The sequence below is a fragment of the Amycolatopsis sp. NPDC104863 genome (assembly GCF_055582965.1).
In genome coordinates this window covers 128,954-154,469 of record NZ_JBVJOW010000004.1, presented here as the reverse complement: position 1 = coordinate 154,469, position 25,516 = coordinate 128,954, and the positions used below count along the sequence as shown (strand labels likewise).

The 25,516-nt window shown below is 71.1% G+C and carries 25 protein-coding genes; 9 read left to right on the top strand and 16 right to left on the bottom strand.

What is annotated here, in order from left to right:
• Positions 1 to 90: 90 nt before the first annotated feature.
• Positions 91 to 1,287, top strand: a complete 1,197-nt coding sequence (locus tag ACZ63J_RS22155) for a glycosyltransferase (RefSeq protein ID WP_465402783.1) — start codon at positions 91 to 93, stop codon at positions 1,285 to 1,287.
• Here ACZ63J_RS22155 and ACZ63J_RS22150 read toward each other — a convergent pair.
• The 4 genes from ACZ63J_RS22150 to ACZ63J_RS22135 are packed head-to-tail and all read right to left on the bottom strand — an operon-like array spanning position 1,270 to position 6,332.
• Positions 1,270 to 3,282: an alpha-galactosidase gene (locus ACZ63J_RS22150; RefSeq protein ID WP_465402781.1), complete on the bottom strand. Its 2,013-nt coding sequence runs from the start codon at positions 3,280 to 3,282 to the stop codon at positions 1,270 to 1,272. The two genes, ACZ63J_RS22155 and ACZ63J_RS22150, sit on opposite strands and share 18 nt — an antisense overlap.
• Before the next feature lie 14 nt (positions 3,283 to 3,296).
• Complete coding sequence (locus tag ACZ63J_RS22145) at positions 3,297 to 4,118, bottom strand: carbohydrate ABC transporter permease (protein WP_465312923.1); 822 nt, start codon at positions 4,116 to 4,118, stop codon at positions 3,297 to 3,299.
• Positions 4,115 to 5,032, bottom strand: a complete 918-nt coding sequence (locus ACZ63J_RS22140; RefSeq protein WP_465402779.1) for a carbohydrate ABC transporter permease — start codon at positions 5,030 to 5,032, stop codon at positions 4,115 to 4,117. Before ACZ63J_RS22140 ends, ACZ63J_RS22145 begins: the two co-directional genes overlap by 4 nt.
• Position 5,033: 1 nt before the next feature.
• Positions 5,034 to 6,332, bottom strand: a complete 1,299-nt coding sequence (locus ACZ63J_RS22135) for an ABC transporter substrate-binding protein (protein WP_465402777.1) — start codon at positions 6,330 to 6,332, stop codon at positions 5,034 to 5,036.
• Positions 6,333 to 6,502: 170 nt separating this feature from the next.
• On the opposite strand from ACZ63J_RS22135, the gene ACZ63J_RS22130 reads away from it, so the two are divergent.
• Positions 6,503 to 7,207 carry a FadR/GntR family transcriptional regulator gene (locus ACZ63J_RS22130; protein WP_465312920.1) on the top strand — a complete coding sequence of 235 codons (705 nt, stop codon included), beginning with the start codon at positions 6,503 to 6,505 and terminating at the stop codon, positions 7,205 to 7,207.
• Here ACZ63J_RS22130 and ACZ63J_RS22125 read toward each other — a convergent pair.
• Genes ACZ63J_RS22125 through ACZ63J_RS22115 form a run of 3 tightly spaced genes read right to left on the bottom strand, consistent with a single transcriptional unit; the run spans position 7,189 to position 9,056 of the window.
• The gene (locus ACZ63J_RS22125; protein WP_465402775.1) at positions 7,189 to 7,803 is read right to left on the bottom strand and encodes a TetR/AcrR family transcriptional regulator; all 615 of its coding nucleotides are present in this window, start codon (positions 7,801 to 7,803) and stop codon (positions 7,189 to 7,191) included. The genes ACZ63J_RS22130 and ACZ63J_RS22125 overlap by 19 nt on opposite strands.
• A 34-nt stretch (positions 7,804 to 7,837) precedes the next feature.
• The gene (locus ACZ63J_RS22120; protein WP_465402773.1) at positions 7,838 to 8,554 is read right to left on the bottom strand and encodes a hypothetical protein; all 717 of its coding nucleotides are present in this window, start codon (positions 8,552 to 8,554) and stop codon (positions 7,838 to 7,840) included.
• The gene (locus ACZ63J_RS22115) at positions 8,547 to 9,056 is read right to left on the bottom strand and encodes a SigE family RNA polymerase sigma factor (protein WP_465312917.1); all 510 of its coding nucleotides are present in this window, start codon (positions 9,054 to 9,056) and stop codon (positions 8,547 to 8,549) included. The genes ACZ63J_RS22120 and ACZ63J_RS22115 overlap by 8 nt, the downstream gene beginning before the upstream one ends.
• A gap of 135 nt (positions 9,057 to 9,191) precedes the next feature.
• On the opposite strand from ACZ63J_RS22115, the gene ACZ63J_RS22110 reads away from it, so the two are divergent.
• The 3 genes from ACZ63J_RS22110 (at position 9,192) to ACZ63J_RS22100 (ending at position 11,714) form a co-directional block, all read left to right on the top strand.
• Positions 9,192 to 10,214: a threonine aldolase family protein gene (locus ACZ63J_RS22110; RefSeq protein WP_465402772.1), complete on the top strand. Its 1,023-nt coding sequence runs from the start codon at positions 9,192 to 9,194 to the stop codon at positions 10,212 to 10,214.
• A gap of 17 nt (positions 10,215 to 10,231) precedes the next feature.
• On the top strand, positions 10,232 to 10,810 hold the full coding sequence (locus tag ACZ63J_RS22105) for an HAD family hydrolase (RefSeq protein WP_465402770.1): 579 nt from the start codon (positions 10,232 to 10,234) through the stop codon (positions 10,808 to 10,810).
• 88 nt (positions 10,811 to 10,898) lie between these two features.
• A complete protein-coding gene (locus ACZ63J_RS22100; RefSeq protein WP_465402768.1) occupies positions 10,899 to 11,714 on the top strand; it encodes an SAM-dependent methyltransferase in 816 nt (271 codons plus the stop codon).
• A gap of 3 nt (positions 11,715 to 11,717) precedes the next feature.
• Here ACZ63J_RS22100 and ACZ63J_RS22095 read toward each other — a convergent pair whose 3' ends face one another.
• From ACZ63J_RS22095 to ACZ63J_RS22080, 4 genes are all read right to left on the bottom strand, one after another.
• Entirely contained in the window at positions 11,718 to 11,906 is a 189-nt protein-coding gene (locus tag ACZ63J_RS22095; protein WP_364610651.1) for a hypothetical protein, read from the bottom strand.
• A 100-nt stretch (positions 11,907 to 12,006) separates the two neighbouring features.
• The gene (locus ACZ63J_RS22090; RefSeq protein ID WP_465402766.1) at positions 12,007 to 13,179 is read right to left on the bottom strand and encodes a pyridoxal phosphate-dependent aminotransferase; all 1,173 of its coding nucleotides are present in this window, start codon (positions 13,177 to 13,179) and stop codon (positions 12,007 to 12,009) included.
• Positions 13,180 to 13,205: 26 nt separating this feature from the next.
• Positions 13,206 to 14,330, bottom strand: coding sequence for a transglycosylase SLT domain-containing protein (locus ACZ63J_RS22085; protein ID WP_465403112.1), 1,125 nt, complete (start codon positions 14,328 to 14,330; stop codon positions 13,206 to 13,208).
• Positions 14,331 to 14,388: 58 nt separating this feature from the next.
• Entirely contained in the window at positions 14,389 to 14,706 is a 318-nt protein-coding gene (locus ACZ63J_RS22080; protein WP_465402764.1) for a hypothetical protein, read from the bottom strand.
• Positions 14,707 to 14,884: 178 nt separating this feature from the next.
• On the opposite strand from ACZ63J_RS22080, the gene ACZ63J_RS22075 reads away from it, so the two are divergent.
• Positions 14,885 to 16,768 (top strand): serine/threonine-protein kinase, encoded by a 1,884-nt coding sequence (locus tag ACZ63J_RS22075; protein WP_465402762.1) that lies wholly within the window; start codon positions 14,885 to 14,887, stop codon positions 16,766 to 16,768.
• 1 nt (position 16,769) lies between these two features.
• Here the strand turns inward: ACZ63J_RS22075 and ACZ63J_RS22070 are convergent, their stop codons facing one another.
• The 5 genes from ACZ63J_RS22070 to purD all read right to left on the bottom strand — a co-directional run bounded on the left by ACZ63J_RS22070 (position 16,770) and on the right by purD (position 21,506).
• A complete protein-coding gene (locus ACZ63J_RS22070) occupies positions 16,770 to 17,528 on the bottom strand; it encodes an ESX secretion-associated protein EspG (RefSeq protein ID WP_465402760.1) in 759 nt (252 codons plus the stop codon).
• Between the two features lie 2 nt (positions 17,529 to 17,530).
• Positions 17,531 to 19,126 (bottom strand): hypothetical protein, encoded by a 1,596-nt coding sequence (locus ACZ63J_RS22065; protein ID WP_465402758.1) that lies wholly within the window; start codon positions 19,124 to 19,126, stop codon positions 17,531 to 17,533.
• 9 nt (positions 19,127 to 19,135) lie between these two features.
• The gene (locus ACZ63J_RS22060; protein ID WP_465403110.1) at positions 19,136 to 19,702 is read right to left on the bottom strand and encodes a DUF3558 domain-containing protein; all 567 of its coding nucleotides are present in this window, start codon (positions 19,700 to 19,702) and stop codon (positions 19,136 to 19,138) included.
• A 25-nt stretch (positions 19,703 to 19,727) separates the two neighbouring features.
• Positions 19,728 to 20,108, bottom strand: coding sequence for a hypothetical protein (locus ACZ63J_RS22055; RefSeq protein ID WP_465312910.1), 381 nt, complete (start codon positions 20,106 to 20,108; stop codon positions 19,728 to 19,730).
• A gap of 123 nt (positions 20,109 to 20,231) precedes the next feature.
• Positions 20,232 to 21,506, bottom strand: a complete 1,275-nt coding sequence (gene purD / locus ACZ63J_RS22050) for a phosphoribosylamine--glycine ligase (protein ID WP_465402756.1) — start codon at positions 21,504 to 21,506, stop codon at positions 20,232 to 20,234.
• A gap of 169 nt (positions 21,507 to 21,675) precedes the next feature.
• Here purD and ACZ63J_RS22045 point away from each other — a divergent pair, with 169 nt between their 5' ends.
• The 3 genes from ACZ63J_RS22045 (at position 21,676) to ACZ63J_RS22035 (ending at position 25,398) form a co-directional block, all read left to right on the top strand.
• Positions 21,676 to 22,824, top strand: coding sequence for a glycerophosphodiester phosphodiesterase (locus tag ACZ63J_RS22045; RefSeq protein WP_465312908.1), 1,149 nt, complete (start codon positions 21,676 to 21,678; stop codon positions 22,822 to 22,824).
• A gap of 40 nt (positions 22,825 to 22,864) precedes the next feature.
• Positions 22,865 to 23,788, top strand: coding sequence for a serine hydrolase domain-containing protein (locus ACZ63J_RS22040; RefSeq protein ID WP_465402754.1), 924 nt, complete (start codon positions 22,865 to 22,867; stop codon positions 23,786 to 23,788).
• A gap of 71 nt (positions 23,789 to 23,859) precedes the next feature.
• Positions 23,860 to 25,398 (top strand): amino acid permease, encoded by a 1,539-nt coding sequence (locus tag ACZ63J_RS22035; protein ID WP_465333632.1) that lies wholly within the window; start codon positions 23,860 to 23,862, stop codon positions 25,396 to 25,398.
• The last annotated feature ends 118 nt before the right edge of the window (positions 25,399 to 25,516 follow it).

Genomic DNA, 25,516 nt, shown 5'->3' with positions numbered 1-25,516 from the left:
TACTCAACGTATAGCGCACCCCCGGGCTTGCGGCAAGCCCCCCGGGCTCCAGCAGAATCACCGTCCTGACGAGAAACAGGGGGATTCACCATGCGTGTTCTGCTGTCCACCTACGGTTCGCGCGGGGACGTCGAGCCGTTGGTCGCGTTCGCCGTCCGGTTGCGGGAGCTGGGCGCCGAGGTCACGGTCTGCGCACCGCCGGACGACGACTTCGTGGCGCGGCTCGCCTCCATCGACGTTCCGCTTGTCGCCGTCGGGCCGTCCGCGAAGGCCTTGACCAAGGCCGCGCCGCCGCCGTCTTCGCTGCCCGAGCGGGCCGCGCAGCTGATCGCCGCGCAGTTCGACGTCATGCCCGAGGCCGTCGAGGGCTGCGACGTCGTGGTCGCCACCGGCATGATGCCGACCGCCGCCGGGGCGCTTTCCGTCGCCGAGCTGGCCGGGGTCCGGTCGGTCTACGTCGCCTTCCAGAAGGTCACGCTGCCGTCGCCGCACCACGCGCCGCTGGCCTACCCCGGGCGGCCGCACCCGGCGGGCGTCACCGACAACCGGGCGTTGTGGGACCTCGACCGCGAGAGCATGAACGTCTTGTTCGGCCCGGGCCTCAACTCCAGCCGGGTCGCGCACGGGCTGTCCGAAGTGGACGACGTCCGCGAGTACGTCATCGGCAAGCGGCCGTGGCTGGCGACCGATCCGGTCCTCGACCCGTGGCAGCCCACGGCCGACCTCGACGTCGTCCAGACCGGCGCGTGGACCGTCCCCGACGAACGCCCGCTGCCGGACGACCTGGCGGCGTTCCTCGACGCCGGCGAGCCTCCGGTGTACGTCGGTTTCGGGAGCATGCCGATGCACGCCGCCGCGGACGTCGCCGAGGTCGCTGTCGCGGCGGTGCGGGCGCACGGCCGTCGTCTGGTGCTCAAGCGCGGCTGGGCCGGCCTGACGGTGGCCGGCGACGACGTCTTCGCCGTCGACGAGGTCAACCACCAGGCGCTCTTCCCGCGCACCGCCGCCGTCGTGCACCACGGCGGCGCCGGCACCACCACCACGGCGGCGCGCGCCGGCGTGCCGCAGGTCGTGGTCCCGCAGGCCACCGACCAGCCCTACTGGGCGAGCCGGGTCGCGGAGCTGGGCATCGGCGTCGCGCACGACGGTCCGGCGCCGACGACGGAGTCCCTGACGACGGCGCTCGGGACGGCCCTGGCCGCGCGGGCCAAGGCCGCCGAGGTGGCCACCACGGTCCGCACCGACGGAACCGCGGCGGCCGCGAAGCTGCTACTCGAGCCGGCGTAAAACGACGACGTCGGCGTCGTGTTCCGCCGTCCAGTCGAACGGGAGGCCCGCGTGCTTCAGGTGCGCGCCTGAGTAGCGGGCCCCCGATTCGTCCACATAGGACGAGCCGGGCAACACGTCCAGCCGCACCCGCGACGAGCGGCCCGGGACCAGCGGCGCGCCGGTCAGCGCACCCGTGCTCCACGCCAGGACGACCACCGTGTCAGCGTCCTCGGACGTGTACTGGGTCGCCGCCGTCGGTTCGGAAGGCCCGTGCAGGACCCGGGCGTCGCCGTGGTGGATGACGTCGCGGATCGACTTGTAGACCGCGATCAGCGACGCCGCCTCGGTGTGCTGCGAGGACGTCCACTGGGACAGGTCCGCGCCGATGCCCAGCACGCCCGCCATGGCCGTGACGAACCGGAAGCGCAGTGACCGCGGGCGCGGGTCGAACACCCCCGGGGAGTCCGTCACCCAGGAGCTCATCAGGTGCGGCGCGTGCATCAGCAGGAAGCCGTCCTGGATGGCGAGGCGATCGAGCGGACCCGTGTTGTCGCTCGGCCAGACGACGTCGGTGCGTGCGACCGTCGCCAGGTCCGTGCGGCCGCCACCACCGGCGCAGGCCTCGATCGTGACGTGCGGATGACGAGCACGCAGGTGGTCCAGCACCGACAGGTACCCCGCGACGTGCTCGGCGTCCAGGTCCGCGGCAGGGGAACCCGGGCGGCCGCGTTCCGTCGGCGGGCGGTTCATGTCCCACTTCAGGTACGAGATCGGGTACGCCGACAACAGTGAGTCCAAAGTGGACTTGATGAACGAGACGACGTCGGGCAGCCCCAGGTCCAGCAGCAGCTGGTTGCGGATCAACGTCGCCGGGCGGCCGTCGATGCGGTACACCCAGTCCGGGTGCGACGCGTACAGCCGCGACTTCGGGCTCACCGCCTCCGGCTCGACCCACAGCCCGAACTCCAGGCCCAGCTCACGCACCGAGTCGACGAACTCGCCGAACGACTCCTCCGCCGGGGTCCAGTCACCGAGGCCGCCCGTGTCGTCGTCGCGGCCCACGAACCAGCCGTCGTCGACGACGAACAGCTCAACACCGATGTCGGCCGCCCGCTTCGCCAGCTCCAGCTGGTGTGCGCTCTGAACGTCGAAGCCCGTGGCTTCCCACGAGTTGTAGAGCACCGGACGCGGCCGCCGCCAGCGGGAACCTGCCAGCACGCGGTCGTGGTCGTGCCACACCGACGCCAGGCCGGCCAAACCGTCCACACTGGACGCGAGCGCGAGCGCGGGTGTCACCAGAGAGGCTCCGGGCTCGAGAAGCACCGGCCCCGGCGAAGGCAACCGGCCCGCTCGGACGCGCGTCAGGCGGGAAGGCTCGACATCGGCCTCGATGGACCACGAACCCGGCCACGCCAAGGAGACGCCGTAAGCGGGACCGCCGGCGGCGTCCTGCACCGCCAGCCACGGCACGTGCGCGTGCCCCGGCACGCCGAAGCGGCTCTCCATCCGGAACCCGCCGGCCGCCAGCTCGAGCGACTGCCGGGTGAACTCCTGCGACCACTGGCCGGTCAGGTACGTCAGCCGGGCCGCGCCGGACGTGGGGATGCACACGCCCGCCGAGCCGAGGCGGTCGAACTCCAGGACCGACGAGCCCGTGTTCGTGAACTCGACCCAGCGGGTCAGCACGTCCGTCTCGGCCGAGCCGCGGTAGCAGAGCACCGCACGCAGTCCGGCCAGCTCGTCCACAAAGGACAAGCGCAGGTCGGGATCCGTGGACGCGCCGTCGAAGCGCCACCACGAGCCGCCGCGCACCGAGACGTCCGCGCCGGAGAACGGGCGCAGGCCCAGCGGCGCGTATTCGACCGGCGCCGCGTCCGCCTCGGTGATGAAGTGCACCGAGCCCGCGTTCGTGAAGACCGACGGCCCGTCCTCGATCCCGTGCGGGCCCCACGCCACGAGCTCGGCCCAGCGGGACGACGGGTCCAGCGCCACGGTGTACGAAGTGGACTTCATGGTCACGGTCCACGTCACTTGATCGCCCCGATCGCCAGGCCCGAGATGAAGTGCTTCTGGAACCGGAGGAACACGGCCACGGTCGGCACGGCCGCGATGACCGAGCCCGCCGCGATCACGTTCCAGTTGGACACGTACTGGCCCTGCAGGCCGAGCAGCGCCGGTGTCACCGGCATCACCGTGCCGGTGCGCAGCACGGTGATCGACCACAGCAGGTCGTTGAACGTCCAGGTGAAGGCGAGCGCGCCGAGCGCCGCCAGCGCCGGGCGGGTCATCGGCAGGATGATCCGCGCGAAGATCTGCACGACGCCGGCGCCGTCGATCAGCGCCGCCTGCTGGATCTCGTCCGGGATCGACCGCATGAACCCCTGCAGCACGAACGTGTAAAAGCCCAGGCCGAACCCGACCTGCACGATGATCAGTGCCGTCAGCGTGTCGTAGATGCCGAGCAGCTCCGACAGCTTCGCCACCGGCACCAGCAGGATCTGCGGCGGCAGCAGGTTGCCCGACAGCATCACGAGGATGATCGTGCGCCGCAACGGAATCTGGTAGCGGCTCAGCGCGAACGCCGCCGCCGCGCTGAGCAGCAGGGACAGCAGCACGGTCGGGATCGTCACGATCAGGCTGTTGAGCATCGCGTGCCCGCCGCCGCCCTCACCCCACGCCTGGCCGAAGCCGTCGAGGGAGAACGACGCCGGCAGCGCGCCCAGGCCGTTCGAGGCGATGTCCGAAAAGGACCGGACGCTCGTGGTGAGCACCAGCGCGATCGGCAGCAGCCACAGCACCGAGAGTCCACCCGCGAGCAGGTGGAAGCCCGCGGTCCGCGTCTTCCTCACGAGTCCTCCCGGAATGCGCGCACGAGATAGGTGACGATCACGCCGAACGCCAGCACGAAGATCACCACGGCCAGCGCGGACGCGTACCCGAGCCGCAGCGACTGGAACGCCGTCGCGTACATGTACGTGCTGAGCAGCTCGGACGAGTGGTACGGCCCGCCCTTGGTCATCGACCACACAACGTCGAACGAGCGCAGCGAATCGATGATGATCACCGACAGGACCACGGAGTTGACGCTGCGCAGCTGCGGCCAGGTGACGTTGCGGAACTGCTGCCAAGCCGTGGCGCCGTCCAGTTTGGCCGCCTCGTACAGCACCGGGTCGATGCCCTTGAGCCCGGCCAGGTACAGCACCATCACGTACCCGAGCTGCCGCCACAGCGCGGGCACGAGCACCGCGTACAACGCCGTCTTCGGGTCGGCGAGCCACGAGTGCTGCCAGCTGCCGAGCCCGATCGCGCCGAGCACCTTGTTGAACACGCCGTCCGGCTGGTAGATCACCTGCCAGATCAGCGACGTCGCGACCAGTGAGAACACCACCGGTGTGAACAACGCCGCGCGATAGAAGCCGACACCACGGCGTTCCTTCTGCAGCAACGTCGCCAGCGCGAGCCCGCCGACGGCCGAGAGGCCGCCGAAGAGCACGATCCAGATCACCGTGTCCAGCGCCGCCGTGCCGAAGATGTCGTCGGAGAACATCTCGGCGAAGTTCCCGAGGCCGACGAACTCGGGTGCGGAGACGCCGTCCCAGTTCGTCAGCGACAGGTAGAACCCCTGCAGCGCGGGCCAGAACACCCAGAACCCCTCGACCACGAGGGGCACCAGGACGAACGCCAGCAGCACGGGTGAGATCCGGCGACGGCGCTTCGGGGCGCGCGCCGCCGTCTTCGGCCGTTCCGCGGTCAGCACCGCCATCTCAGGACTGCCAGACCTTCTGCGCGGCGGTCTGCCAGTCGGCCAGGATCGAGTCGAGCTCGTTCGGCTTCTGGATGAACCGGATCAGCGCCGCGTCGGCGGTCGGCTGCAGCGCGTCGGAGGAGTCGCGGTTGAAGAACTGCGTGATCTCCTTGGCGTCGGCGAGCAGCTTCCGTCCTTTTTGGACCAACGGCGTGCCGTTGTCCTTGGCGTCCGGGTTGGTCGGCAGGACCGTGCCGGAGGAGTTCTTGATGTAGAGCTCCTGCGCCTCGGCCGTCGCGGCGTACTTGAACCATTCCTTGACCTCGGCGACGTGCGGCGTGCGCGCGCTGGCGAAGAAGCCGTCGGTCGGGCCCTCTTCGGCCACCGGCACCGCCGGGTCGAGGATCGGGAACTGGAAGAAGTCGAGGTCGTCGAGGGCGTCCTTCGGGGCGGCGTCGGCGAAGAAGGTGCCGGTCAGGATCATCCCGGTGCGGCCCTGGAGCAGCACCGTCGTGGCGTCCTGGAACGCGATCGCGGTGCCGTTCGGGTCGGTGTAGGGCAGCGCCTGGCGCCACGGGTCGAAGATCTTCTTGACGCGCGGGTCGTCGAAGCGCTGCTTGCCGGCCAGCAGCTCGCGGTGGAACGGCGCGCCGTTGATCCGGATGTTCAGGTAGTCGAACCAGGCCGACGCGGTCCACGGCGTGGTGCCGCCGGCGCCCATGCCGATCGGCGCGATTCCCTTGCTCTTCAACGTTTCGCACAGGGCGAGGAACTCGCTCCAGTTGGTCGGCGGCTGCACGCCCCACTTCGCGAAGTTCGACTTCCGGTAGAAGAAGCCCCACCAGTAGTACGACGTCGGGACGAAGACCTGGTGCCCGGCGCCGTCGCCGGAGAGGGTGCGGAAGGCCGGGCTGTAGTTGCCCATGGTCTGCCAGACGTCGCCGACGTCGAGCAGCAGGCCCTTGCGCGCGTAGCCCGACAGCAGCGAACCCGGGTACCAGGTGAAGGTGTCGGGCGGGTTGGCCGCGGTGAGGTAGCTGGGGAGCTGGGTGCGGAAGGTCTCCGACGCCACGGTGTTCACCGTCGCCGTCGCGCCGCCCTTCTCGCCGAACGCCTTGGCCAGCGCCTCGATCGCCTTCTTCGCTTCGGGCGAAGAGAGGTTCGACTGGACGGTGACCGCGCCGGCGGCCTGCTTGACCGGGCCGTTGGACGCGGAAGTGGCGCAGGCGGCGAGGAAGCTGGACGACCCGATCGCGCCCAGCCCGGCCAGGCTCGCGTTGCGCAGGAAACGACGGCGGGACAGGCCTGCACTCGTCATGTCGTGACCCCTTTGTCATGTGCACTGTCGTGGTGCCCGCACGGGCGTGACTGCTGCCAAAGAGTGCAACCGGGCGACGCCGCTGTCAAGATGTATTCATAATTTATGATGACTAAGCGGGCAGCGTAGGATGACCTTCCGCCAGTCCGCCAGCTGAGAGGGCCCCTCCATTGACCGAACACCGGCCACGCGGGTTGCACGGCCAGACCGTGGAGGCACTGGCCAGCCGGATCCTCTCCGACGAGTGGGGCGAGGGCACCGTCCTCGACCTGCCCGCGCTGCGCGAAGAGCTCGACATCAGCCTGACCGCGTTGCGCGAGGCGCTGAAGGTGCTGGCCGCGAAGGGCATGATCGACGCGCGGCAGAAGCGCGGCACTTTCGTCCAGCCGCGCGAGAAGTGGAACATGCTCGACGCCGACGTCATGCGCTGGCAGACCGCGGCCGCCGACGACCCGGGCCTGCTCGACGAGCTCACCGAGGTCCGCGCGGTCGTCGAACCCGCCGCGGCGCGGATCGCCGCCGAACGCGCGTCCGAGGAGGACCTCGACTCCCTGCGCGAGGCGCTGACCGACATGGCGGCGGCCGGCGACGACGCCGAGGCGAGCGTCCAGGCCGACCTGGCCTTCCACCGGCGGCTGATGACCGCCACCCACAACAACTTCCTGATGCGGATGGAACGGGTCATCGCGATCGGCCTGGCCGAGCGCGACAAGCTGGTGCACGGCGCGTCGGCGGCGGAGGACCCGGTCCCGAGCCACCGGAAGGTGTTCGACGCGATCGTCGCGGGTGACCCGGCCGCCGCCGAGCAGGCGATGCTCGCCCTGGTCACGAAGTCACGCGACGACCTGGCGAAGGCTCAGCGCACGCGGTCCTGACCCGCCGGCTCGAGGGCGGTCTGCAGCATCCGGGCGGCCGCCGCACGCGGCTCCGGGTCGACCGCGATCAGCGCGTTGACGACGGCGCCGTCGACCAGGGCCACCAGCCGCTCGAGCTGGGCCTCGCTCACCGGGGTGCCCGAGCGGGCGAAGATCTCCGTCAGCAGCTCGTTGAGCTGGACCGACAGCGTGCGCATCAACGGCCGCAGGTACGGACGGCGGCCGGTCGCGACCAGCCGCTCGTACCGCAGGAGCACCGCCTCGGCGTCGGCCTCCGGGTCACCGCTCTCCGGCCCGAGCAGCATCTCCAGCACCAGCTCGACGGTCGCCTGGACCCCGCGGTTGCGGGTCGCGAGCTCCTCCAGCCGGGCGCGGCCCGCCGCCAGCTCGGCGTTCGAATGGCGCTCGACGGCCGCCGTGACCAGGTCTTCCAGCGAGTCGAAGTAGTACGTCGTGGACGCGAGCGGCAGGCCCGCCCGCTCGGCCACCGCCCGGTGCCGCACGGCGTCGAACCCGCCCTCGACGAGCAGTTTCGCGGCGGCCTCGACGAGCGCGGCGCGCCGTCGCTCCCCCTTCGGGGTGGTCGCAGCGGTCATGACCGGTCATTCTGCCAACCGGGCGGACCCGGGCTCAGAAGCGGGGCGCGAGAGCGCGCGCGAACTCGCCGACCTGGCTCGAGTACGGCGCCGTCGCCCCGGCGGAAGGCACGCTCACCAGCACCAGCGCCCCACCGGACGCCGTGGGCACCTGCGCGGTGACCGCGCCGGCCGGCTGGGACTTGAAGACCACCGGGATGCCCTTCGGGTACACCGCCGCGGACACTTCGCCGCCCGGAACCGGGAACCCCGCGGACCGCGACGCCGTCGAACAGGCGCCGCCCGGGACAGCCTGGGAAACGGCGGAGTGGGCGGGGAGCTCGCCAGCGAGGGCAATGGCGAGCTCCCCGTCCACCTCTTCGCACCCGGAGGCGCCTTCGGCCAGTTGGCCGGTCTTCCCGTCCCCGCTGCCCCCCTGCTGGGGCGGCGTGGAAGAGAAGTTCGGTGACTCCCCACCGACCTCAGGACGTGCCGGGTCCACCCCGGGTTGCCCCGAGCCGGGCGCGGACTGCGCCGACACGGCGTTGTCCTTGGCCGCGGTCATCGACTCGGGAGTACCCCCGGACAGCACTCCGTATGCGCCGAACCCGATCACGACGAGCGCCGCGGCGCTCACCCCGGCGGTGATCCGGTTGCGGCGCCGCAGGGTCTGGCGCCGGGATTCGCGGACGACGTCGTCCTGGCTGAAGGTCGGCGACGGCGCGTCCCCGGGCGCGGCGGAGAACAACGAGCGCAGCTCCTGCTCATCCATTGGTCTCCACCTCCCGTTCGAGCACCTGCTTGAGGTTCGCCAGCCCGCGTGCGGTCTGGCTCTTCACGTTGCCTTCGCTGCAGCCCAGCGCCTGCGCCGCGCTGGTCACGTCGAGTCCTTCGAAGAACCGCATGACCAGCACCGCCCGCTGCTTGGGCGGCACTTCCTTCAGCGCCGCGAGCAGGTCTTCCCTGGTCGCGACGAGGTCGTCGAGGCCGGGTGAGTCGTCGGCCGGCTCCGGCAGCGTCTCGGTCTGCCATTCGCGCCGCCACGGACGTCGCGACTCGTCGATCGACGCCCGGACGAGCGTCGTGCGGACGTACGCGTCGGTCGCCGCGCGATCCCTGATCTTCTTCCACCTCCGGTGCAGCGCGACGAACGCCGTCTGCGCGAGGTCGTCCGCCCGGTGCCAGTCACCGCAGAGCATGTACGCGGTCCGGCGCACGGCGTCCCGCCTGGCGGCGAAGTACTCCGCGAACTCCTGCTCGTCGCGCTGGTCCACGCGCAGTCGTGCTCCGCTCTGTTGTCGTCGGTGGGTAGGACGGAATCAGGGGCGTCCACGGTTGCACGGACCGCCCGGGTTCGACCACTCAAGGGCTCATTGATCCCCGCGAGGTGGGTGTGATGTGATCACTCCGTGACCTTCACGCTGCCGCCGCTGGACTTCCGATCCGACACCGTCACCCGTCCGGATGACACGATGCGCGCGGCGATGGCGTCCGCGGAGGTCGGTGACAACGTCCTCGAGCGCGACCCGACGGTCCAGGCGCTGGAGGAGCGGGCCGCGGACGTGCTGGGCATGCCGGCGGCGCTGTGGGTGCCGAGCGGCACGATGGCGAACCTCGTCGCGCTGAGCCTGCACCTGCAGCGCGGTGACCGGTTCCTCGCGACGCGCGGCGCGCACGTGCTGTCCAACGAGCTGGGCTCGGCGGCCTGGCTGGCCGGCGGGATGCCGGACCCGCTGGAGCACGACGGGGGCCCGGGCCGCCCCTCGCCGGACGCCCTCGCAGCCGCGATCGGACAACCCGGGCCATACTTCACTTTACGGACATCGCTGTTGTGCCTGGAGAACACGCACAACGCGGCCGGCGGCGCGGTGACCCCGCCCGACGAGCACGCCCAGCTGCTGTCCGTCGCGAAGGAAGCCGGTCTGACCGTGCACCTCGACGGCGCCCGGCTCTGGCAGGCCGCGGTCGCGCTGGAGGTGCCGCCCGCCGCGTTGACCGTCGGTGTCGACAGCGTGTCGGCCTGCTTCAGCAAGGGCCTCGGCGCGCCGGTCGGCTCGGTCGTCGCGGGGAGCAGAACCTTCGTCGAGCGCGCCCGCCGGATGCGGCAGATGCTCGGCGGCGGTGTCCGGCAGGGCGGGGTCCTGGCCGCGGCCTGCCTGGTCGCGCTGGACCGGATTCCCGACCTCGCGGAGTCCCACGAGAACGCCCGGCGGCTCGCCGAGGGCCTGCGCGAGCACGGCTGGCCGGTCAACACCCCCGACACGAACATCGTGCTCGCCGAGGTGCCCGACATCCCGACCGCGCTGGCCTGGCTCGACTCGCTGGGCGTCCGGGCCGTGCCGATGGCGGGCCGGGTCCGGTTCGTCACCCACCGCGACCTGAGCGCGGCCGACATCGAAGAAGCCTTGCGCCGGATCAAGACCGGCGCCTGAAACGACCTGGGGGCACCGTGAACTGGATCGTGTTCGACTACGGCGACGTGCTGAGCAAGCCGAGCACGGCTCGCCCGGACCTGGCCGCCCGGCTGGGCGCGCCGCTGCCGGAGTTCGAGAAGGCCTATTGGGACCACCGGCTCGCCTACGACGCCGGCAGCACGCCGCTGGAGTACTGGCAGACGGTCGGCGACGCACTGGGCGTGCCGGTCGACGAGACGCTGTCGGCCGAGCTGACCCGCGTCGACGTCGACGGCTGGAGCCACCTGGAACCGTCTTCGCAGGCGCTGCTCGAAGCGCTCTCGGAAGCGGGCGCGGCACTCGCGCTGCTCTCCAACGCGCCGTCGGTGTTCGGCGAATGGGCCCGGGCCCAGGAGTGGATCCGGCACTTCCGCGTGACACTGTTCTCCGGCGACGTCCGGTGCGTGAAACCGGACGCCAAGATCTTCCGGCTGCTGCTCGACGAGCTCGGCGCCGAGCCCGCCGACTGCCTGTTCTTCGACGACCGGCAGTCCAATGTGGACGGCGCACGCGCCGTCGGGCTCAAGGCGCAGCTGTGGGACGGCGCCGAAGCGGCGCAGGCCTGGCTGGGCTGAGCTCACCCGCACCGCACGTCCGCCTACCCGCCGTGATCCCGGTTGGCCTAGGCTGACCCGGACCCGACTTCCGCGGCAGGTGGCCCCCATGGCGACGAGCGAACGACCGTCGGCCCGCGTCGACTTCGACCGGCCGAGCATCGCCCGTGTCTACGACGCGCTCATGGGCGGGCAGGACAACTACGAGGTCGACCGCGCGGTGCTGCGGCAGATCCTGGAGGTCGCGCCGGAGGCGCCGGCCATGGCGCAGGAAGTGCGGCAGTGGCTGGTGCGCGCCGTCCGGTACCTGACCGAACGGCTCGGCGTCGACCAGTTCCTCGACCTCGGCTCCGGCTTCCCGACGGTGGAGAACACCCACCAGGTGGCGCAGAAGTACAACCCGGAGGCGCACGTCGTCTACGTCGACAACGACCCGGTGGTGCAGGCGCACAGCCGGGCCGTGCTCGTCGACAACGACTTCACGCACATCGTGGGCAACGACCTGCTGCGCCCGGCCGAGACGCTGGCCGACGTGAAGCGGCACCTCGACTTCGGCCGGCCGGTCGGGCTCGTGCTGTGCGCGATCGTCCACCACATCACGGACCTCCAGCAGGCGCGGCAGGTGGTCAAGTCCTACGTCGGCGCGATGGCGCCGGGTTCGTACCTGGTCCTGCTGCACCAGCACAACCCCGGCGACGGCTCCGAAGCGGCCGGCGTCGCGGCGTCCCTGCAGGAGCGGTTCAGCGGCACCGGGCTCGACACGCTCTACCGCACGCGTGCCGAGATCGCGTCGTTCTTCGACGGCCTCGAACTGCTGGAGCCCGGGTTGACCGCGCCGCACCTGTGGTGGCCGGACGGGCCGCGCCTGACGCCGCTGACGCCGGTCAACTGGACGTCGCTGTGCGGCGTGGCGCGGGTCCCGTGAGACTCAGTAGCGGTTGATGCGCCGGGGGTCCTTCTTGCCGCTGATCGCGCGGTAGCCGGCGGCGCCCAGGAAGGCGATGCCGCCGATGATGGCGATCCACAGGACGGCCTTGAACACGAAGCCGATCACGGCGCCCAGCACCATGAACGCCACCCAGGCGACGATCAGGCCGCCGACGATCTTCCAGAACATGGCTTCCTCCGATTGCTCCCGTGGCCCCTCGGCCCGATGTCTCCACTGTGGCACCTCGGCCGGGGAAACTCCCCTCGTCAGGCCAACGTTCGGGGTTAAATCAGGGTTCCCCCTGGCGGAGCCACCCCCCGAGCCGGCGGACGCCTTCGTCGATGTCCTCGGCGCTGCCCGCGAAGGAGAACCGGACGAAATTGCCGCCGTCGACCGGGTCGAAGTCCACGCCGGGGGTGATGGCGAGCCCGGTGTCGGCGAGCAGGCGCTGGCACCAGCTCAGGCTGTCGTCGGTGTACGCGCTGACGTCGGCGTACGCGTAGAAGGCGCCGTCGGCGGGGGCGAGCTTGTCGAGGCCGATGCGCTTCAGGCCGGCGAAGAGCCGGTCGCGGTTGGCGCGGTAGTGCTCGACGTGCGCGTCGGCCTCCGCGTACGCCTCCGGGGTGAAGGCGGCGAGCGCGGCGTACTGCGACACCGCGGGCGGGCAGATGGTGAAGTTGCCGGTCAGGACGTCGACCGCCCGGTGGAGGCGCTGCGGCACGAGCATCCAGCCGAGCCGCCAGCCGGTCATCGCGAAGTACTTCGAGAAGCTGCCCAGCACCATCGGCTCGCGGCCGTACTGCCACGCGCAGTCGAGCTCGGCGCCGTAGGAGATGCCGTGGTAGATCTCGTCGCTGATCAGCTGGACGCCGTGTGACGCGCACCAGCCGGTGATGGCGGCGAGCTCCCCGGGCGGCAGCACGGTGCCGGTGGGATTGCTCGGGCTGGCGACGATCAGGCCGTCGATCGGGCCGAGCTCGTCGAGCAGGGCGACGGTGGGCTGGAAGTTCGTCTCGGCGCCGGTGGCGAACTCGACGACCTCGCAGCCCAGCACGGACAGCAGGTTGCGGTAGGCGGGGTAGCCGGGCCGGGCCATCGCGACCTTCGCGCCGGGGTCGAAGGCGCTGAGGAAGGCGAGCAGGAACCCGCCGGAGGACCCGGTGGTCAGCACGACGTCCTGCGCGCTGACGTCGAGCCGGTACTTCCGCCGGTAGTGCCCGGCGACGGCTTCGCGCAGCTCGGGGATGCCGAGCTGCTCGGTGTAGCCGAGGGTGCGCTTGCCCAGCGCTTCCCGGGCCGCCTCGAGCACGGCTGCCGGCGCCGGCGCGGACGGCTGCCCGGCGGCGAGCGACACCAGATCGCCGTGACTGCGCTGCCGCGCGCCCGCCGCGGAAAGGACGTCCATGACGTGGAACGGCGGCACACCGGCCCGCAGCGCGGGACCCGTCTCGAGGTCGGCCATGCGGCCAGGCTAGTTGGCCGCGGGAGTCAGTACCCCTGGTAGGCGCCGCCGTGGGCCATGGCCTTGATGCCCGGGACGTTGCCGAGGCCGCCGTAGCGGTCGTAGGAGTACCGGACACCCGCGATGATGTTGTCGACCGGGTTGTAGATGTTGTCGTGGCCGGGCAGCTTGTGCGCGTTGAACGTCGAGTCGATGCACTGCATGAGCCCCTTGGACGGGTGCCCCGCGGCCGCGTTCGAGTCCCAGTTGTTGATGGCGTTGGGATTCCCGCCCGACTCGTGCTGGATGATCGCCCAGATGTTCGGGATGTCGGCGTCGGTCACGGGCACACCGGCGGCCTGGAGCGCCTTGATGGCCTCCTGGATCCACTGCTGGACGTTCCCGGGCGGCGGCGACGACGGGGGGCCGCCGCTGGGGCCGAGGCCACCGCCTCCTCCGCCACCACCACCGCCGCCTCCTCCGCCACCGCCGCCGTGGTGGGAGGAGCCGTTGCTGTGGATGCCGCCGGTGCTCTGCGGAACCGTGCCGTCGCTGGTGGGCAGGGGAACCTTCGAGTACCCGCCCTCGATCTGCGTCTTCATCAACGTCTGGGACTGCTTGACGAGGTCGTCGGCCGTCTTCATCAAGGGGTCGATCTTGCCCAGCGCGGTGGTTGCCTGCTGCTGGTTGAACGTGTTGGCCGCGTCGACGATCGCCTTCGACGAAGGCGGCGGCGGGCCCGACTTGTCACCGCGCGCGTACTCCGCTTCGGCGTTCATCGCGGCCTGGGCCTTCGGCGTATCGGTGTCGATCCTCGTCTGGATCGCCGTCCGTGCGCTCTCGAAGGCGTCGTGCACATTGCGCTTGATGTCGCCGAGCTGCGAAGAAAGCTGGCTGAGGTCGTTGCCGACGTCGGTGAGGTGCGTCTGCACCTTGTCGCCCGCGGTGGTGATCTGCTTGACGTAGCCGACGAACGCGTCCGCGGCCGGGCCCTTCCACACACCGGCGGACAGCGAGTCGGTGGCCGACTTCATCGCCGCGCTGTGGTCACCGGCCTGCGTCGCGGCGGTCTTGAACTGCTGGGCCGCCTTTTCGATCGACTCCGGCTTGATTCCGTCGACCTGCTTCTGCTTGGCCTCGATGTCCGGCCAGTTCGGTGGGAAGTCGATCAGCCCCGCCACGGTTCCGCCCCCTTGTCATCCCGGCCCGCGGAGGCCGTCCGGTGCACGCTCACTGGTTCCCGGGCTCGTGCAGCTTGAGGTCGCTCGCACCGACCTGGTCGGTTTCGGCGATCAGGCCGGCGGCTTTCCGCAACACGAACCCGGTCGCCTCCATCAGCTTTCCGGCCGCGTCGAACTCGGTGTGCACGCCCTGCTTGAACTCGCCGACCGCGCCGTGCACGTCCTGCGAACCGCCCATGGTGCCGAAGGGGCTTTCCTTCTCGTCGTCGACGCCGGTCAGGTGCTTCTTCGACTTCTCGAACTCGTCCTTGAGCTGCTCCACCTGGCGTGCCGCGATGGCCATCGAGTCCGGGTCGTAGACAGGCACGGTTCGTCATCCCCTTCGCAAACTTGCATCCGCCCGATCAGACGTCGTCATGACCGGAACGGTTCCCGCGCTTACTTTATGACTTCCCCGCGCTCGCGCGTGCGGATCTCCGTCAACTTCCACCCCAGCGGGCGCCGGACACGCTTTGTAGCATGTCCGGCGGGGAGGAAAACCGATCATGAAACCACTGAACCCGGACGAACCACGACATGTCGGGCGGTACCGCCTGGTCGCGGCACTCGGTGAAGGCGGCATGGGCCGCGTGCTGCTGGGAGTGTCGCCCGACGGCCGGCTCGTGGCCGTCAAGCAGGTGCACCCGGGCTTCGCGCACGACACCGGCTTCCGGTCCCGGTTCCGCCGGGAAGTGCAGACCTCGCGGCTGGTCTCGGGCGCCTACACCGCGGCGGTCATGGACGCGGACCCGGACGCGCCGACGCCGTGGCTGGCTTCGGTGTTCGTCGCCGGCCCGTCGTTGAAGGAAGCCGTCGAGGAGGCGGGCCCGCTGCCTCCGGCGTCCGTGCGGATCCTCGCCGTCGGGCTCGCGTCGGCGCTCACCGAAATCCACCGGGCCGGCGTGGTCCACCGGGACCTCAAGCCGAGCAACGTCCTGCTCACCGACGACGGCGCCCGGGTGATCGACTTCGGCATCGCCCGCGCGGCCGAAGGTGACTCCGAACTGACGCACACCGGCTCGATCATCGGCTCACCCGGTTTCATGTCCCCCGAGCAGGCCGACGGCCGGACCGTCACCCCGGCGAGTGACGTCTTCTCCCTGGGCGCGCTGCTCGTGATGGCCGCGACGGGCCGGGCGCCGTTCGGCGGCGGGTCGACCCCGCAGGTGCTCTACAACGTCGTCCACGGCCGCCCGGACCTCGGCGCCCTGCCGCCGGAACTGCGGCAGCTGATCGAGCCGTGCCTGGCGAAGGACCCGGCGCACCGGCCGGCGCCGGCGCAGATCCTCGACTTCCTCGGCCCGGTCCCGCCCGGGGTGACACCGTGGCCGCCGGCCGTCCACGCCCTGATCGGTGGCCAGAAGGCGCAGGTCGGTCACGTTCTGGCGCTCCCGCAGCCGCCACCGCCGAAGGCGGCGAAGAAACGACGCTGGCCGCTGGTGGCGGCCGCCGTCGCCGTGGTGGCCGTTGCCGGGACGACGGTGGCTCTTGTGGCGGCGAACCAGGACCGGTCGGGTGCCGGAGCTTCGCCCTCGTCGACCAGCCCGCCCAAGCCGACTCCCTTCAGCCCCGCCGATCTGAGGCAGATCGATCCGTGCAAGCTCCTGCCGCGCGACTCGATGCCGGGCACCGGCCCGGTCAAACCGGCCGACCGCAGCGGGGGCCTGCTCGACCAGTGCTCCCTCTCGTTCGACGAGACGGCGGACCGGACCCGCAGCACCACTGTGGACCTCAGCCTCTACAACCCCCTTCCGCTGGACGGGATCAGCCCGGCCCGCATGGACGGGTACGACGTGTTCTTCAAGAAGCACGGCAGCTCTTGCGACGCCGCCGTCAAGATCCCGACCGCGCCGGACAAGTCGATTACGGCCACCGCGCAACGCTCGTCCGGTGATGCGTGCGAGACCCCCCGAGAGGCGATTTCGGTGATCCTGAAGGAGATCGCCGGCGGAACGGCCGAGCGGTTCCCGAGCGCGGCGGGCTCGGCGGTCGCCCTGGACCTGTGCCGCGAGGTCGGCAGCCCCACCGACCCGGCGGGGGCCCCGGCCGGGTACCTGAACACCGAGCTGCACGAGTGCCAGTGGCTGATCGACGGAACCGGCTCGTACATCCTCGGCCTGCGCGGCGGCACGGGCCAGGACCTCAGCGTCGACGGCCAGCGTGCGGTCGACCTGGCCGGCACGAAGGCCTACGAGCAGCTCGACAACCGCGACGGGGGAACCCGCCGGTGCACGATCACCTGGACGCACCGGAAGGTCGATGCGTACGTCACCGAAGAGTTCAGCCTCGTCTTCACCCCCGACCCGCAGCCGCCGGACACCACGGGCATCTGCGCGGCGGCCGAAAAGTTCGTCGGCGAGGTGATGTCCCGGCTGCCGCCGGTGAAGTAGCTCAGGCCTCCGCCATCAGTTCGCGGATCCGGGTCGCCAGCAGGGTGTTGTCCGCCGGGGTGACGGTGGCCCACTCGCGGCCGTCGCGGTCGGTCTCCACCTGGAACAGGTAGCGGCCCGCGTCCGTGTCGAAGAACGCCACCACGCGGTTGGCCCGGTGGGCCATGCCGTCGCGGCCCGTGCGCTCCGCGCCGAACTGGCCGCGGGCCTCCTGGCCCAGCAGCATTCCCGACAGCTCCTGGGCCTGGAACAGCACGACGCCACGGTCTTCCAGCGCCGTCACCATCGCCTTCGGGTCACCCTTCGCCGCCGCGTCCGCCGCGCGGAGGACGTCGTACGGGATGCTGACCGTCTGGCCGATGCCCGGGGCCAGATCTCCGGCGACCGAGACCGCCGCCTCCGGGAGGCCGTCCTCGGTGGCCGGGATCAGCCAGACCTCGCCGTTGTCGACCACCGCCAGCACCGCCTGGCTGCGGACGCTCACCGCGCGGCCGCGGATCTCGCGCTCGGCCCACACCCAGACGTCGACCGCGGACTGCGGGCGGGCCAGCAGGTGCAGCATGTCGGCCACCTCGCCGGACACCCGGCCGTTGCGGGCCAGGCGCCGCTCGGTCAGCGACGCCCAGGCCGCCTCGACCACCTCACGGCGTTCCGTGCGGGTGGTTCCCGCACTCGGCACGTCCAGCGCGACGTGCCGGCGCGGTAGTTCGAACGACTCCCAGAGCACGTCGAACTCGGACGCGGACAGGACCAGCGACACCGTCAGCGCACATCCTCGCCGTGGTCACCGAGCACGTCGGGCGAAACCATCCGCTGGTCGGCGAACAGGTCCTGGTCGTCGACGCCGAAGCGGCGGACGTGCTCGGCGTCGTCCTCCTGCGGCGCGGCCTCCGACAGGAACTTCGTCGCGCCGCGCTCCTGCTTCGGGCTGATCTGCTCGGACTTCCGCAGCGCCGCGGCCTCCTCCTCGGGGAGCTCGCCGACCGGCAACGGCCGCACCGGGCCCTTGGCCTGGCCGCGTTCGCGCCGCTGGCGGTCCTTGTCACCGCTCAGCGCGCCGCCGGCCGCGCCCGCGCCGACCGCCGCCGCGCCCGCGCCGATCTCACCCGGCGTCGCACCGGGCTTCGCCACAAAACCGCGTTCGGCCGTGAACTGGCCGGGCGGCAGCGGGGGTTGCTGGAACGCGCCGACCGTGCGGCCCTTGGCCAGCAGCCCGTCCGCGCCGCGGTCGGCGCCGCCGAGGGAGCCACCGATGCCGGTCGAGCCACCACCGGTCGAGCCACCACCGCCGAGCGACTTGATCGGGGCCGTCGCCGGCGCCGAGCCGGGCGGCAGCGCGCCGGGCGCACCCGGCGGGACGAACGGGTCGCCGCCGCCCCCGCCACCCGGGCCGGGGGTGAATCGGCCGCCGCCCGAGGGGTCGCCGGACGGGCCGCGGCCCGGGGCGTTGACCCAGCCGGGGCCGGGTGTGGACGTGGTCGGCGGCCGCACGCCCGAAGGCGTCGTGGTCGAGCCCGACGGCGTCATGTGCTGGGCGGCCGGGGCGGTCACCGAGCCGGTCTGGCGGGGCGGCTGCGCGACCGGGCGGGCCGGCTGCTGCGCCGCGACGCCGTAGACCGGGGTCGGCGGGTCGGCGTGGACCTGGTGCGAAACCGGCTGCACCACCGGCGGCTCGACGCGCACCGACCGGACCTTGTCCGAGGCCGGCTTCACCTCGCCGTCCGGCGTCACCCCGACCGACGCGGCGGCGACGTCGAGCACTCCCGGCGTCACGCCCGGAGCGGCCAGCTTCAGCGACTCGGGGTCCGACAGCGACTGCGTCGAAAGCAGGTTGGCGCCACTGTCCTGCGCGTACTCGTTCAGGGCCTGCGTGGCCTGCGCCTTGGCGTTGTTGGCCGCTTCGACCTGCCGCGCGTGGTCGGTCTCGAAGCCGATCAGGCTCAGCAGCAGGCCGTCGGTCAGCGTGTAGCCGCCCGCGCCCTTCCGGACCGTTTCGGCGTCCGGCAGCTTGTACTTGGTGCGGTTGAACGACTCACCCTGCTCGAAGACCATCTCCGCGGCGTGCGCGACCTTCGTCGTCGCGTCCTGGGAGAACCCGGCCTGCTCGGTGAGCACCTGGCTCGCCGCGCCGCCGGCCTGGCTCTGCCACTCGACACCCAGCTTGAGCAGCTGCGCGCGCAGCGTCTGGTCGGTGTGGGCGAGCGCGGTCGCGACGGCCTTCAGCGCGTCGACGGCGGTCCCGATGCTGCCGGTGCCGTCGCCGTTGACCATCCGCGTGATCTGGTCGGCGATCGCGGTGTTGGTCCAGCCGTCGAAGCGGTGGTTCTGGATCCCGGCCGCGAGCTCGGAGAATTCCACGCGCCCTCCCTAGTTGCGTGCTTTCAAGGACTGCAGCGCCACGTCGGCGGCGTGCGCCGACATGTCGCACAGCTGCGGCTGCGTGAGCTTGCCGCGGGTGATGGCGAACGTCTGGACGGCCAGGGTCTGGCCGCGGGCGACGCCGACGAGCGTCTCGCAGTCGGCGGGGTCGCCGGCCGCGCGGTAGTTCGTCAGCGCCGGGTACCCGCCGATGGTCTTCGGCACGGTGGTCATGCTGTTCTTCTTGCGGGACCCGGTGATCCACTCGTCGAGGTCCGCCGAAACCGCCCGCACGTGGTAGGAGTGCACGGGCTCGGCGCCGTCGGCGTCGAACACGCACGTCGGGCCGTCCTGGGGCGCGGCTTCCCGAGGGGTACTGGTGATCTTCATCGAGTCGAGCTCGACCTGCGGGAACACCTCGCACAGGTTGACCCCCTGCAGGGTCAGGTCGGCCGGACGCTGGGGCAGCTGGGCCGCCTTCGCGCTCTGGGACGCCGCCGTCGCGGCCGTCTCGACCGGGTAGGGCGTGCCGTCGGCGCCCGCCGAGCAGCCGGCGAGCGCCGCCGTCGCGAGCACGCCCCCGGTGATCCCCAGCGTCCGGTTACGCACCGTGCTTGCCGCGGTCACCGAACACCGCCGCCTTCTCCTCGTCGCTGACCTGGTAGTCCTTGGCGGCGTCACGCAGCTGCGAGACGAGCTGCTTGAGGCCCGCGACGTACTGGCGGACCTGCCCGGCGTAGGAGCGGTCGCCGTCGGCGATCAGGGAGTTCCAGGCCTCGATCGACTGGGTGCTGACCACGTCGGCCGACGGCGCGTCGATCCGCAGCTCGCCGAGCCGGGTCAGCAGCTGGTCTTCGAGGGCGTTGGTCTGCTCTTCGACGATCCGGGCGACGTCCAGGAGCTTGTCCGGGTGGACCAGGACGTCCGCGGCCGCCGGCGCCACCGGGACGGCCGAGGTGAGGTCGTACGAGGGTCCTGACATGCGCTCCCCTGACGTCATACGGACAGTGACCGGCCGACTCCCGTCGAGGCTACCAACGAGTGTGTGGCGATAGCCTGAGTTTTGGACGAAGTTCGCCCGCCGCCGGTTCCCTCGAACCGGAAATCAGGCGCGTTGCCCGGCCGCCGAGACGCCGACCTCGCCGTTCGCCGCCTTCAGCGCGATGTCCGTGCGGTGGTGCGAGCCCGCGAGGTGCACCTTCTCCACGGTTTCGTACGCGTGCCGGCGTGCCGACTTGAGCGTCTTGCCGGTGCCGACGACCGACAGCACCCGGCCGCCGGAGGACACCACGGCGCCGTCGTCACGGCGGCGGGTGCCGGCGTGCAGGACCCCTTCGAGCTCGGCCCCGGTGATGACGTCGCCGGTGCGCGGCTTGCCCGGGTACCCGTCGGCGGCGATCACGACGGTGACCGCGGCGCCGCCGGACCACTCCAGCGGCGGGTGCTCGGCGAGCTTGCCGGTGGCGGTGGCGTGCATCAGCCCGGCGATCGGCGTGCGCAGCAGCGCCAGCACGACCTGGGTCTCCGGGTCGCCGAAGCGGCAGTTGAACTCGATGACCTGCGGGCCCTCGGAGGTCAGCGCGAGCCCGGCGTAGAGCAGGCCGGAGAACGACGCGTCGCGCGCGACCAGCTCGTCGGCGACCGGCTGGACGACCTTCTCGACCAGCTCGTCGACCAGGTTCTCGGGCGCCCAGGGCAGCGGCGCGTAGGCGCCCATGCCGCCGGTGTTCGGGCCCGCGTCGTCGTCGCCGACCCGCTTGAAGTCCTGCGCGGGCAGCAGCGGGACGACGGTGTGGCCGTCGACGAAGCAGAAGAGCGAGGCCTCCGGGCCGTCCAAAAAGGACTCCAGGAGGACCGGGTGACCGCCGTCGAGCAGCATGATCGCGTGCTTGCGCGCGACGTCGTAGTCGGTCGTGACGACCACGCCCTTGCCCGCGGCGAGCCCGTCGTCCTTGACCACCCACGTCGGGCCGAAGCGGTTGAGCGCGGCGTCGAGGCGGGCCGGGTTGTCGACCACCTCGCTGCGCGCGGTCGGCACGTCCGCCGCGGCCATGACGTCCTTCGCGAACGCCTTCGAGCCTTCGATGCGGGCCGCCGCGGCCGACGGGCCGAAGCAGGCGATGCCCGCCTTGCGGACGGCGTCGGCGACGCCGGCGACGAGCGGGACCTCGGGCCCGACCACCACCAGGTCGGCCTGCCAGCTCTTCGCGAGGGCGGTGACCGCTTCCGGGTCCGCCGCGTCGACGCCGAGCTGCTCGGCCATCGCGGCCGTCCCGGCGTTGCCGGGCGCGCAGGCCAGCGCGGTGACCGTGGGGTCGCCGGACGCTGCGAGGACGAGTGCATGCTCGCGGGCGCCGGACCCGATTACCAGTACGCGCACACCGCACAGGGTATCCGGCGGGGTTCGGCCCGGACATTTCGCCGTCCCCGGAACGGGTGTCCACGTGTCGTTTACCGGCCCGTCCGCCCAGGTTGGACCGCGCGACGCTTGCGGCATCAAGGGTGGCGCGAGTAGTCAGGGACAACCCTGTGTGAAAAGAGGTCACCAGATGAAGCGCAAACGTGTCGGTGTACTGGCACTGGCCGGACTGGCGTTGCTGAGCGTCACCGGCGTCGCGATCGGATCGGCGAGCGCGGCCGCGGCGCCCTCCGAAAGCGGGTCCGCCGAGACGGCCGCGCACGGGCGGGGCCACGATGACCCCGTGATCATCGGACACCGCGGGGCGCCCGGCTACCGGCCGGAGCACACCCTCGCCTCGTACGAGCTCGCCTACCGGATGGGCGTGAACTGGGTCGACGTCGACCTCGTGCCGACCAAGGACGGCCAGCTCGTCGCCCGGCACGAGCCGGAGATCGGCGGCACCACCGACGTCGCGAACCACCCCGAGTTCGCGAACCGCAAGAAGACCCTGGTGATCGACGGCGTCTCGACGACCGGCTGGTTCACCCAGGACTTCACCCTCGCCGAGCTGAAGACGCTGCGCGCGGTCGAGCGGATCCCGGTCAACCGGCCGCACAACACGCTCTACAACGGCCGCTACCAGATCGCCACCTTCCAGGAGGTGCTCGACCTGACCAAGCGGCTCGGCAAGGAGCTGCACCGGACGCTCGGCACCTACCCCGAGGTCAAGCACTCCACGTTCTTCCAGTCGATCGGCAACCCGACCGAGCCGAAGCTGGTGGCGGCGCTCAAGAAGAACGGCCTCGACCGGCCGGACGCGCCGGCGATCATCCAGTCGTTCGAGGTGTCGAACCTGGTGGCGCTGCACAAGCAGGTCCGGACGCCGCTGCTGCAGCTGACGTCGGCTTCGGGCGCTCCGGCGGACTTCGTCGCGAAGGGCGACAAGCGGACGTACGCGGACCTCGTCACGCCGCAGGGCCTGCGTGAGGTCGCCAAGTACGCGAAGTACCTCGGGCCGGACAAGGCGCAGATCATCCCGCTGGACGCCGCCGGGAACCTGACCAAGCCGACCGCGATCGTCGCCGACGCGCACAAGGCCGGTCTCAAGGTCCAGCCGTACACGTTCCGGAACGAGAACCCGTTCCTGCCGGCGAACCTGCGCTCCTCGGCGGAGCCGGACGCCTACGGCAACGTGTTCGCCGAGGAGGAGGCGTTCTTCAAGGCGGGCGTCGACGGCTTCTTCGCCGACCAGGCGGACACCGCGCTGGAGTCGCTGCACGCGTTCCTGGGCCGGTAATCGCGTTGCCGTGACGGGCGCCTTCGGGGACTCTTCGTCCATGAAGGCGCCCCTCACGGAGTTCTCCGGCGTGGTGCTCGTGACCCGCGGCGACGAGACGCTGGTGTCCGAGGCACGCGGGTACGCGCACCTCGGCCACGGCGTCGAGAACACCGTCGACACGCGGTTCGCGATCGCCAGCGGCACCAAGGGGTTCACCGCGCTGGTCGTCGTCGGGCTGGTCGCCGACGGGCGGCTTTCGCTCGAGACGACCGCCCGCTCGGTACTGGGCGCCGACCTGCCGTTGATCGACGACGCCGTGACCGTCGAGCACCTGCTGACGCACACGTCCGGCATCGGCGACTACTACGACGAAGAGCTGGACCCGCCGGCGGACCCGCTCCTCGCCACGTCCGCCGACTACCTCGCCGCGCTCGCGGGGTTTCCGCAGCGGACTCCGCCCGGCGCGGAGTTCAGGTACAACAACGGCGCCTTCGCCGTCCTTGCCCTGCTCGCCGAACGGGTCGCGGGCAGACCATTCCCCGACCTCGTGCGCGAGCGCGTCTGCGAGCCCGCCGGGATGGCCGACACGGCGTTCCTCCGCTCGGACGCGCTGCCCGGCCGGACCGCCACCGGCTACCTGGAAGACGGCCGCACCAACGTGTTCAGCCTGCCGGTCCGGGGCTTCGGCGACGGCGGGATCTACAGCACCGCGCCGGACATCCGGAAGTTCTGGCCCGCGTTCCTCGACGGCCGGATCGTGCCCGGCGAATGGGTGGACCGGATGCTGCGCCCGCACGCCCCGGGCTACGGGCTGGGGTTCTGGCTGCCGCGGCCGGGCGCGGTGCACCTCGACGGCGGCGACCCCGGCGTCACGTTCTGGAGCACGCACTCCGGAGGTGTCACGGCCACCCTCATCTCGAACGACCACCGCGGCGGCGGGCCGCTGCTCCGGTGGCTGGACGAGTTCTTGACGAAGGCTTGACACCCCTCGCTCACCAGGGCTAACTTCGGCGGATTCAATGGTCTGGCCGCATACCTTTCAAGAGGTGCCCGATGGATGTTTCCGACCAGCAGACCACTCCCGACCACGATGACGACTCCGCACGCTTGCACCAGCTGGGCTACGCGCAGGAGCTCAAGCGGACGATGTCGGGGTTCTCGAACTTCGCCGTCTCGTTCACCATCATCTCGATCCTGTCCGGCTGCCTGACGCTCTACGGCTTCGGCATGAAGACGGGCGGCCCGGCCGCGATGATCTGGGGCTGGCCGCTGGTCGGGATCTTCGTCATCCTGGTCGGCCTGGGCATGGCCGAGGTCTGCTCCAGCTACCCGACCGCGGGCGGCCTGTACTACTGGGCGGCGCGGCTGGCGCGGAAGAACGGCCCCGCGTGGTCGTGGTTCACCGGCTGGTTCAACCTCGTCGGGCAGATCGCCGTCACCGCGGGCATCGACTTCGGCGCGGCGCTGTTCCTCAACGCGTTCCTCGACCTGCAGTGGGGCTTTTCGGCGACGCCGGGGCACACGATCCTGCTGCTCGCGATCATCCTCGTGGTGCACGGCCTGCTGAACACCTTCGGCGTACGGATCGTCGCGATCCTCAACAACGTCAGCGTGTGGTGGCACCTCATCGGCGTGCTGGTGATCGTCGGCGTGCTGATCTTCGTGCCGGCCAAGCACCAGGACGCGTCGTTCGTCTTCGGCAGTTTTGTGAACCAGACGGGCTGGGGCTCGGCGTTCTACGTCTTCGCGTTGGGTCTTCTGGTGGCGCAGTACACGCTGACCGGCTACGACGCGTCGGCGCACATGACGGAGGAGACGAAGAGCGCGGCGACGGCCGGGCCGCGCGGCATCGTGATGTCGATCGTGGTCTCGCTCGTCGCGGGCTGGATCCTGCTGATCGGCCTGACGTTCGCGATCCAGGACTACGACGGCGCGGTCGGCTCCGCCACCGGCGTCCCGCCCGCGCAGATCTTCATCGACGCGACCGGCGCGGTCACCGGCAAGTTCCTGCTGCTGATCTGCATCGGCGCGCAGCTGTTCTGCGGCATGGCGTCGGTGACGGCGAACTCGCGGATGATCTACGCCTTCGCGCGGGACGGCGCGATCCCCGGGTCGAACTTCTGGCACAAGATCAACAAGCGCACGCAGACGCCGACCAACGCCGTCTGGCTCGGCGCGGGCGGCGCGCTGGTGCTGGCCCTGCCGTACCTGTGGAGCGCGACGGCTTACGCGGCGGTGACGTCGATCGCCGTGGTGGGGCTGTATGTGGCGTACGTGATCCCGGTGTTCCTGCGGGTGCGGCAGGGTGACGACTTCGAGCGCGGGCCGTGGCACCTCGGGCGCTGGGGCAAGCCGGTCGGGATCATCGCGACGACGTGGGTCGTGATCATCTTCGTGCTGTTCATGCTGCCGCAGGTGTCCCCGGTGACGGTGGATTCGTTCAACTACACGCCGATCGCGTTCCTCGTGGTGCTCGGCGGGGCGGCGCTGTGGTGGGTGGTGTCGGCGCGGAAGTGGTTCAAGGGACCGAAGGTCCAGGGCTCGGAGGCCGAGCTCGCGGCTGTCGAACGGGAGCTGAAGGAACTCGGCTGACGCTCGGCGCGAGTCGTCGTGGGGGGTTTGGGGGGGGTTTACCCCCCCCCACACTCCCAACCAACGGCGGTAAGACCCGGAAGGCTTGTGTGTTTTTTTAGGGGGAGGGTTTTTTTCC